The 9,108-nt window shown below is 45.9% G+C and carries 11 protein-coding genes and 1 pseudogene; 8 read left to right on the forward strand and 4 right to left on the reverse strand.

The window, feature by feature from the left end; genetic code table 11:
* Together ACQY6Q_RS16260 and ACQY6Q_RS16265 are read left to right on the forward strand one after the other, a co-directional pair.
* Positions 1–247: pseudogene (locus ACQY6Q_RS16260) on the forward strand (L,D-transpeptidase family protein); the annotation flags it as partial.
* Between the two features lie 158 nt (positions 248–405).
* Positions 406–981: a DUF882 domain-containing protein gene (locus tag ACQY6Q_RS16265; RefSeq protein ID WP_427983035.1), complete on the forward strand. Its 576-nt coding sequence runs from the start codon at positions 406–408 to the stop codon at positions 979–981.
* 294 nt (positions 982–1,275) lie between these two features.
* On the opposite strand, the gene ACQY6Q_RS16270 is transcribed toward ACQY6Q_RS16265, so the two are convergent.
* Positions 1,276–1,488: a DUF1289 domain-containing protein gene (locus ACQY6Q_RS16270; RefSeq protein WP_427983036.1), complete on the reverse strand. Its 213-nt coding sequence runs from the start codon at positions 1,486–1,488 to the stop codon at positions 1,276–1,278.
* Between the two features lie 34 nt (positions 1,489–1,522).
* Positions 1,523–2,467, reverse strand: coding sequence for a tRNA-modifying protein YgfZ (gene ygfZ, locus ACQY6Q_RS16275; RefSeq protein WP_427983037.1), 945 nt, complete (start codon positions 2,465–2,467; stop codon positions 1,523–1,525).
* Between the two features lie 154 nt (positions 2,468–2,621).
* Between ygfZ and ACQY6Q_RS16280 the strand changes: the two genes are divergently transcribed.
* Together ACQY6Q_RS16280 and ACQY6Q_RS16285 are read left to right on the forward strand one after the other, a co-directional pair.
* Positions 2,622–2,867 (forward strand): succinate dehydrogenase assembly factor 2, encoded by a 246-nt coding sequence (locus tag ACQY6Q_RS16280; RefSeq protein ID WP_427983039.1) that lies wholly within the window; start codon positions 2,622–2,624, stop codon positions 2,865–2,867.
* Positions 2,839–3,258, forward strand: coding sequence for a hypothetical protein (locus ACQY6Q_RS16285; protein WP_427983041.1), 420 nt, complete (start codon positions 2,839–2,841; stop codon positions 3,256–3,258). Before ACQY6Q_RS16280 ends, ACQY6Q_RS16285 begins: the two co-directional genes overlap by 29 nt.
* A gap of 28 nt (positions 3,259–3,286) precedes the next feature.
* Here ACQY6Q_RS16285 and nadB read toward each other — a convergent pair whose 3' ends face one another.
* Positions 3,287–4,900 carry an L-aspartate oxidase gene (nadB, locus tag ACQY6Q_RS16290; protein ID WP_427983042.1) on the reverse strand — a complete coding sequence of 538 codons (1,614 nt, stop codon included), beginning with the start codon at positions 4,898–4,900 and terminating at the stop codon, positions 3,287–3,289.
* A gap of 199 nt (positions 4,901–5,099) precedes the next feature.
* On the opposite strand from nadB, the gene rpoE reads away from it, so the two are divergent.
* Genes rpoE through ACQY6Q_RS16310 form a run of 4 tightly spaced genes read left to right on the forward strand, consistent with a single transcriptional unit; the run spans position 5,100 to position 7,730 of the window.
* The gene (rpoE, locus tag ACQY6Q_RS16295) at positions 5,100–5,678 is read left to right on the forward strand and encodes an RNA polymerase sigma factor RpoE (protein WP_427983044.1); all 579 of its coding nucleotides are present in this window, start codon (positions 5,100–5,102) and stop codon (positions 5,676–5,678) included.
* 21 nt (positions 5,679–5,699) lie between these two features.
* Complete coding sequence (locus ACQY6Q_RS16300) at positions 5,700–6,236, forward strand: sigma-E factor negative regulatory protein (RefSeq protein WP_427983047.1); 537 nt, start codon at positions 5,700–5,702, stop codon at positions 6,234–6,236.
* Between the two features lie 41 nt (positions 6,237–6,277).
* Complete coding sequence (locus ACQY6Q_RS16305) at positions 6,278–7,276, forward strand: MucB/RseB C-terminal domain-containing protein (RefSeq protein ID WP_427983050.1); 999 nt, start codon at positions 6,278–6,280, stop codon at positions 7,274–7,276.
* The gene (locus ACQY6Q_RS16310) at positions 7,260–7,730 is read left to right on the forward strand and encodes a SoxR reducing system RseC family protein (RefSeq protein WP_427983052.1); all 471 of its coding nucleotides are present in this window, start codon (positions 7,260–7,262) and stop codon (positions 7,728–7,730) included. Before ACQY6Q_RS16305 ends, ACQY6Q_RS16310 begins: the two co-directional genes overlap by 17 nt.
* On the opposite strand, the gene ACQY6Q_RS16315 is transcribed toward ACQY6Q_RS16310, so the two are convergent.
* Positions 7,727–9,108, reverse strand: a 1,382-nt coding sequence (locus tag ACQY6Q_RS16315) for an amino acid ABC transporter ATP-binding/permease protein (RefSeq protein ID WP_427983055.1), incomplete at its 5' end; no start/stop codon positions are given. The genes ACQY6Q_RS16310 and ACQY6Q_RS16315 overlap by 4 nt on opposite strands.

Raw genomic sequence — 9,108 nt, forward strand, 5'->3', positions numbered from 1 at the left:
GCGCGCTTTTAGCTCTGGATGTATTCGAGTTGAAGCGGCCGATTTTCTCGCCGAAACTTTGCTTGAGCAGGCCGGTTATAGTCACGCCTATAAGCAATCGTTGTTGGCCAAGCAGCAACATAAGTGGTTACCGCTACGGCATAAGGTGCCAGTATACATGGTGTATTTCACTTCGTGGTTTGATCATAGTGGGGGCTTACATTATCGAAAAGATATTTATAACTTCTCTAATGAAAAAAAAGTGTAACTTAGTAAAACATATAACAAACAAATATTTAGCTTAAATATCGAGCAGCCTATTGGCGAGCTTAGGGCTTGGAGCCAGTGAATTGTTTGCTTTTTTGCCTTTTTCTCGGTACTTTTCTCCAAGTTGATAGTTTTTTGACTGATTTGGGGTAAGAGTAAATGTTAGACCGAAATATAAAACGGCGGTCATTTTTAGTGGGTTTAGGCGCTGGGTTAGTCGGTCTTAGTATACCAAAAAGTTTTGCCAGCTCTGCTATTGCCAGACAGTTCGCAGAGCAGACAAATAAACGCTTTCTTAACTTAACTAACTTGCACACTAATGAAAGTTGTGAAGTGTGCTTTTGGAAAAATGGTCAGTTTCAAGCTTCTCAGCTAAGCCAGCTGGATGAATTACTGCGAGACTTTAGGCGTAATGAAGCCATCGATATGGATCGTGCTTTATATATGCAAATGGATTTGTTGCAGGCGAGTTTAGGTGGACAACAGCAGTTTGAAATTATTTCTGGTTATCGCTCACCAGCCACCAATGAAATGTTGCGTAGCAAATCTAATGGCGTAGCTAAAAAAAGCTTTCACATGACTGGGCAAGCGGTGGATCTTAGGGTGAAAGGAGTCGAACTTGCGAAGGTTCATCAAGCCGCGCTGGATTTAGCTTTGGGTGGTGTTGGTTATTATCCTCGCAGCGGTTTTATTCACTTAGATACCGGGCGTGTTCGAAGTTGGCGCGGTGCTTAGAGCTCGACATATTTTTGTTAAAAACGCAGCCTTTGAGCTGCGTTTTTATTTCTCAAATTCTGCTTGTAATCGTACAGTCACATTGGCTTATTTCAATGGCGGCGACTTAGACAGGTCCACTGTTATTCTTATATTTTAAAGAGAAGAGTTATGAAATCTAAGCTAGTTTCCACCTTAAGCGCTGCCTATATGTTATTTGCTGCACAGGTATCAGCGAGTACTACGGTTACGTTAACGGTGATTTTGGTTAGTTGAAAAAACCGCTAAGCATGTGCTTAGCGGTTTTGGATTGAATTAGTTTTTGTGGGTGAGGGTGGCAAACTTCCAAACAGGCGCGAGTTTTCTACGTTGCTCACAATGTTGTAGAACTTTTCTCTTGGCTGCTACATCCATGCTGCTCCAGCCACAAATTTCATCTATGTGGCGAAAACACCCTACGCAAATGTCATCACCATCTAGTGTGCATTGGCGAATACAAGGTGATTCAAGTTGCTGCTGTAGATCCATCTTGGTTCCCTTGAATGTCTGCTAATTTTGAGTGTTAGTCGCCAATACTATAGGGTAGCTGAGCAATGGTGAATAAGCTTTGCTCATCTCCAGCTAAGCGAAATTTAGTATCGGCATCGGTATCGTTATTTAATACCGCCAATAGCTCAATGTAGCCCGGTTCTAATTGCACTGCTTGTAAAACCGTGCCTTTACCACGCCAGTTCTCACCCATTTGCTGCTCTAGCCGGTCACCAGGCTGAGGTAGAACCGAGCCGTGACCTGCCAAGCGTAGCGTGGCGCGCTTATTGGCACCACGGTATTTCGCCCGAGCGATGGTTTCTTGGCCAGTATAACAGCCCTTAGAGAAGCATAAGGCATCGAGGTGTTGTAGATTTAAAGCTTGGGGAATAAATTGCTGTTGGGTCGCCAACTCGATGGTGGGTAAACCCGATACAATTTGTAAGGCGCGCCATAGTTTATTGGCATCTAGCTCACTGCTAGGAGCATCTTGTCCCCAATCTTGCTGTTGGGTGATGACTAAATAACGGCGCTTAGGTCCGTCGATATGCACACAGATCCCTTGGTCAATCAGGCCGCCGTGGCTGGCTATTTCATCACCAAATTTTTCGGCGATATAATGTGGCGCTTCGCTACCCATGACCGCGATGGTTTGCAATTGGCTTTCTGTTGCTATGCTGACTTTAGAGAATACCGCATATTTTTTCAGCTCGGCTAATTGCTTTTCGGCAATCGATAGGGGCTGCATATAAAGAAAGTCTTCCGCTAAGCGAAATAATCTTAATACCGACCACATTTTCCCCGTTGGATCGCAGTGTGCAGCAAGGCTTTGCTGTCCAGGCTGTAAGTTGTTTACATCGCAGCTTAGCTGGCCTTGTAAATAGCTTTGAGCATCATCTCCGCTTACTCTTACTAAGTGCCATTGATCTAAGGGCTGCACTAGTAAAGGAGGCAAAGTACATAAAGTTTGTTGGGACATAGTCGACTTCCATTGAGAGCTAGGTCAAGCTTATATAGGTGTAATTCTGTTGCTGAAGTGGTATCTTCGTCAATACTTTTACCGCTACTGCTCAGCGCTTTTGTTGTGGATTTAGAGTTGCTGATCAGTGTAACTCATGTATTCAAGGAACAACATGCAGGAAAATAAATCGCGTTTAAAATGGGCTTGTCGTCGTGGAATGTTAGAGTTAGATGTTTTGTTTATGCCTTTTGTAGACGAAGCCTACGATGATTTAAGTGAACACCAGAAACAAGTTTTTAAACGCCTATTGGCCTGTGACGACCCAGATTTATTTGCCTGGTTTATGGGGCACAAACCATGCCAAGACCAAGAACTAGCAGATATGGTTGATGTTATCCTCAAACGCGTCAAAGTGTGAGTTCTGCACTTCTCCTTCGCTTTATTATTTGTTGCTGATTATCGCTGGTGGCTTGCTGCAACTGGTGATATTGGCGCTGTACGCTAAGCTTATCCCGTTGCTGCCCGCCTGTTTATTGGCCGATGCCGTGCTGCTGTATCACTGGTGGCATTATCGACCTAGGGGAATATTTAGTGCTAGTGGCATTGAGTTTATTTCCGCTGAACAAAGCTTGTGCTGCACTTGGTCAAGTTATTCACGGGTGGCGAAAGGCGCATGTTGCCTAATCTGCTGGCAACAACAAAAACTTATAGTTAAGGTGATTTTTGCCGATAGCCTGCCAAATCAGGTTTATCGTAAGCTGTGCTTCGTGGTCAACTTTCCGCAGTATGATGAGCGCCCAGAAAAATAACAGGCTTGCCGTGGCAAGCCTGTATCAGTTATAGCTGCCTATCTTGTTCTTGATAAAAGCTATTTGGGTCAAGAATAGTAGGTTTTACTTTATCCAGTTTATCTGGGTAATCGAGGTTGTAATGCAAGCCGCGGCTTTCATGGCGGCGCATTGCACAACCAACAATTAGCTCAGCCACCTGCACCAAGTTACGTAACTCTAACAAGTTATTACCCACCTTGAAATTAGAGTAGTATTCAAAAATTTCTTGTTGCAACAGATGGATACGGCGCATCGCCCGTTGTAGTCGTTTATTGGTACGAACAATGCCTACGTAGTCCCACATAAATAGCCGTAACTCATGCCAGTTGTGGTTAATAATCACTTCTTCATCAGAGTTGCTTACTTGGCTGTCATCCCAAGGTTTAATGTGCTCACAAAGCGCAACTTCATCTAGGTGTTGCTTAATATGTTGGCTGGCTGAATGGGCAAACACCACGCATTCTAATAAAGAGTTACTGGCCATACGGTTCGCCCCATGCAAGCCGGTGTAAGCGACTTCGCCAATCGCATACAGGTTGTTGAGGTCGGTTTTGCCTTCTAAATTAGTCACGACCCCACCACAGGTATAGTGAGCGGCGGGCACTACTGGAATCGCCTGTTTACGAATATCAATGCCTAACTCTAAGCAGCGTTTTAAGATGGTGGGAAAGTGCAGTTCGATGAATTCGTCATCGCGGTGGCTAATGTCGAGGTAAACGCAGTCGGCACCCAGTCGTTTCATCTCAAAATCGATGGCTCTGGCCACCACATCTCGCGGTGCGAGTTCTTCGCGGGAGTCAAAGTCTGGCATGAAGCGAGTCCCATCGGGCCGTTTTAGCAAGGCTCCTTCGCCGCGTAGCGCTTCAGTCAGTAAGAAGTTTCGCGCATCTGGGTGATATAAACAAGTTGGATGAAATTGATTGAACTCCATATTGGCCACGCGGCAGCCCGCGCGCCAAGCCATGGCAATACCGTCGCCACTGCTGACATCGGGGTTACTAGTATATTGATATACCTTACTGGCTCCACCAGTAGCTAAGGCAATAAATTTTGCTTTAACCACCTCAACCCGCTCGCGGTTGCGGTTCCATACATAGGCACCTACCGCTCGTTTTTCACCGTCTTTCGTTTCGGTTATCAGGTCGACGGCGTTAAAACGTTCCAAAATGCTAATATTAGGATGGCTTAATACCGCGCTGACCAAGGTTTTTTGTACCGCCTTTCCGGTGGCATCGGCGGCATGTAGAATCCGTCTGCGGCTGTGTCCCCCCTCGCGAGTAAGGTGGTACTTAGATTCTCCATTAGATGCAGTTTCTTGATCAAAGGGCACACCTAGGTTAATTAACCAGTCGATGCATTTTTTACTGTTTTCAGCTGTAAATTTTACGGTGGCTTCGTCACATAAGCCATCACCAGCAATCAAGGTATCATTGACATGTTCTTCTACGCTGTCATTCTTATCGAATACAGCAGCAATGCCTCCTTGGGCGTAATAAGTCGAGCCTTCTTTGAGAGGTCCTTTGCTCAACACGTGGACTTTGGCATAATCGGCTAAGTTCAAGGCCATGGTTAAGCCTGCAGCGCCACTGCCTATTATTAGAACATCACTTGTGTATTCCATAGATGCGCTCTTATACGTGGTTAGAAGAAAATTGGAGTATAGGTTAGTTTAACTGAAACTAACTCAAGTTGGCAGTGTCTCACAGAGGCGCAAAAATTTATTTGTTTGGAAGAGAACTTTTTTGAAAACAAGCAGTCTGAAGAGATGTGCCGCCAAAAAAGCTACCGAAACTCAAGCATTAGGAGGACGGTAGTCAGCAATGTCAGAACAGTGGACAGATCAAGCGCTAGTCGAGAGGACTCAGCGAGGCGATAAAGCGGCATTTAATTTGTTGGTACAAAAGTATCAGCACAAGGTGGCGAACCTAATATCACGTTATGTAGTAAATCATGGTGATGTGGCAGATGTAACGCAGGATGCGTTTATTAAAGCTTACCGTGCCTTACCTAACTTTCGAGGCGAAAGTGCGTTTTATACATGGTTGTACCGCATTGCCGTTAATACGGCAAAGAATCACATTGTTGCCCAAGGGCGGAGGCCGCCCGCAAATGATGTTGACGCAGATGAGGCCGAGTTTTATGACGGTGCAGAAGCACTTAAAGAAGCTGATACACCCGAGACCTTGTTATTGTCTGATGAAATAAAAGACGTAGTCTTTGCTACAATGGAAGGACTACCTGATGATTTGCGCACAGCGATTACACTTCGTGAAATAGATGGCTTAAGTTATGAAGAAATCGCAAGTGTTATGGAGTGTCCTGTCGGAACCGTGAGGTCACGAATATTCCGAGCAAGGGATGCAATTGAAAAGCGGATACAACCGCTTTTAAGTAGGTAACTTTGGGGATTAATGACTAATATGGCAAATAAAGAACAGTTATCCGCACTGGTTGATAACGAGTTGACCGACGCAGCGCTGTTAGATCTGTTAGCCAATGAGCCGGAACATACAGAGCAATGGAGTAATTATCATTTAATTGGTGATCTACTTCGTGGCGAAACACCGAAGAAAATTGATCTTGATATTGCTAGTAACGTGGCTGCAGCCATAGAGCTAGAGCCTGCTATTGTAGCGCCTAAACCTCAAACCGCAGAAAAAAGCGAGTCTTCAGCCAAGGTGCTTCGCTTCTTCAAATACGCGGGGCAGTATGCAATAGCCGCCTCGGTTGCTGTGGCGGCGATTATCGGGGTTCAACAATATTCTGATCAGAACAAACAGGGCGATCAGCCGTTGCCGGTATTTAATACTGTGCCTGTAGGTGGTGCGGTGGCACCTGTTAGCTTGCAGTCTAGCCCGCAACCTCGCGAGTTGAGTGAGGCCGAAATTATTGAGCAACGTAAGCGAATTAGTGCCTATTTACAGGATCATCGTTTTCAGCAACGCATTGTAGAGTAATGAATTAGCCTATGCGGTTTAAAATTATAGGGATGCCAGTAATGTTATTGCTGGCATCCTTTTCTGTTTTAGCAGAAAGTCCCGTTAGCCCAACCCAAAGTGTTGAGCAAAGCCAAGCTAGTCCCGCCCTTTCTTTATTACAAGATTATCAGCAAGCTTATCATCAGCGGCAATACGAAATTTCTTACATTATTGTTCGCCAAGGCCACATCGAACCGGTACGTTTTATTCATGGTGTGGTTGATGGGGTGGAAGTGGCTCATCGAGTGTATTTAAATGGTCCCGCTAATGAGGCGGTATATCGACAAAACTCGGTAGCTTTTTTTGAGCCGGGCCAGCAACCATATAGTTTGGCTTCCAGCCGTTTACCTGGCATGTTTGGTAGTTTAGCGGCCGTCGACCTTAGTCATTTACAAGACAACTATGATCTAGTGATTGCTGGAAAAAGTAGAGTCGCTGGCAGACCTGCTCAAGTAATGAGAATTGTGCCTAAAACTGGGGATTTATATGGTCTGTATTTTTGGGTGGATTTTAGCACTCAGTTGCCTTTACGTTTAGATGTGGTTGATCAAAGTGGTGAGTTGGTCGAGCAGCATATGGCGGTCACCTTGGCTGAATTTGATACCCCTAGCGAATGGATGAAAGAGCTAGCTAGCTTGGATATGCCTAATGCAGTGGTAGGCAAAGATACGTTGGATGAAAAAAACCATCAACTGAATTGGAAATTAGGCTGGTACCCTAAAGGCATGGAAGTTGTTCAGCATGAGCAACATGCTTTAGCCGTGCTGTCTGAATCGGTTGACTACGTCAAGTTAACCGATGGCTTATTTGATATTTCGGTTTATGCCAATGCCATTGGTAAAACAAACCCACTGCGTGAGCAGTTAGTGCGCCAAGGTGCCACTAGTTTACATACGCTGGTAAAACAAGGTATTGAATTTACCGTGGTGGGGGAAATTCCACCGGAAACCGCGTCTAAAATTGCCGATGATGTGAAGATCGGTCCGTATTTGGAGGCTCCGCTTGAGCCAGTTCAATAAGCCATCTTTGATTATTGAAACCGCTAAGGTGATTGCTGTTGACCAGGGTATGGCCACGGTTGAGTGTGTGAGTAAAAGCGCTTGTGGTAGTTGTGGCAGTGCCGAGCATTGTGGTAATAGCTCGTTAGCCAAGGCTTTTCCTAAGCGCACTCACCAGCTTCAAGTTGAACTGACCGAGAACGTTGAACCCGGTGAGCAAATAGAGTTAGCGCTGAATGCTAAAAACGTGCTGCATAGCGCTCTGGTTATCTACTTGATGCCGCTGTTGTTATTAATTGCTGGGGCGGGCATAGGTAAAGCCATGTTTGGCTCAAACCTGCAGGAGTTAGCCAGTATTTTACTGGGGGGCGTGGGTTTAGCTTGTGGCTTTATGTTAGTCAAACTGTACTCGAAACGTCATGGGCAAAGCCAGCGCTTTCGCCCGCGAATGCTGGGGCGAAAGTCTTTATCTTAGTCCAATGACCAATGACGGTTAAATGCGCGGTGGTCTAATTGCTGATGGCTGGCAATGATTAAGATACCATCGCGTTGCCACTCCACTAAGGCTTGAATTAAGCGCTCGGTTGTTGCTTGGTCTAAACCAGAAAAGGGCTCATCGAGTAATAGCACTGGAGCGCGAGTCAGTAATAGTCGAGCTAGTGCAAAGCGCCGCAGTTCACCTCCGGATAAACCCACTCCGTATTGGCCTAATAGCGTATGTAAACCTTCACTTTGTTTATCTAGCCATGGCTTTAAGCCAACCAGTTGCAGAACTTCAACTAATTCTTGGTCACTGGCTTTAGGGGCGGCTAAGCGCAAGTCTGCCGCTATGCTTAATTGGAAGATAGTTGGGCGCTGAGTTAAATAGGCCACACAGCGGTGCCAGTCGTTGGCGGTTAGTTGCTGCTGCTCGACACCTTTGAATAGAATGCTGCCGCTTAAGGGGCTAAGATCGGCTGCAAGAGTTTGCAATAGGCAACTTTTACCTGCTCCTGAACGGCCTTTTAGTAATACCACATCACCAGCTTCAATAGTTTGATCTTGTTGCGCCAATATTGGCTGTTCCGGCTTAAAACCGCAGCCCAGCTGAGTGATTTTGAGTGTAACTTTTGCTTCCGGCTCAGGTGCTTCACCGCTCTGAATCTGTTGGCCTGCCTCTTCACTGGTGGCGAGTAATTGGTTGGTTCTATCGCGGGCTGCCAAGCTATAACCGCTAGCTAAGTGCAATTGCGATAATACTTGGAAAGCCTCGTTTAGGCCCAGCCAGCCCAGTAGTAAGCCCACTAAAATAGCTGGGTGTAGACTGCCTGCGAGCACCAACTGGCTACCTTGCATCGCCAATATCATTAAGCCGACTAGGTGCAGGCATTGGGCAAGTAGTTCACTGGCTAATACGCTCAGTTGCAGTTGCTTTTGGCGTTGGCTAATGGCTTGATCTGTGGCCGCTAATTTAGCGGCATAGTCGCTCCAGCGACCAAAAGTGAGTAGGGTGGTTAAAAGTTGTAAACCAATTAAGTTTACTTGACGACGCTGCCCGCTAAGCGCCACTTCTTGGCGGCTTAGACGCAGTCCAATAGGAATGAACAGTAACGGAATAACGAGCAGTCTTAGTGCTAGTATCACAAGTAAATAATTAAGACTGCTGGGTAAGCACAAGCTCAATGCTGCAGCAAAAATTCCGCCAATGGCAATGGCCCAAAGCCATGGCGCTGCCAGTCTTAAGGGAAATTGGTCGAGTAAGTCTATATCGCTGATAAGCCGCTGCAAGGTTTCCCCGCTTTCCGGCCGAGACCACTTAGCCGCAGCTGCGATGCTTTGCTGGCTCATGCCATTAAAGCTGGCTACGCGTAAGT

The sequence above is a fragment of the Agarivorans sp. genome, assembly GCF_050295395.1.
Classification (GTDB): domain Bacteria; phylum Pseudomonadota; class Gammaproteobacteria; order Enterobacterales; family Celerinatantimonadaceae; genus Agarivorans.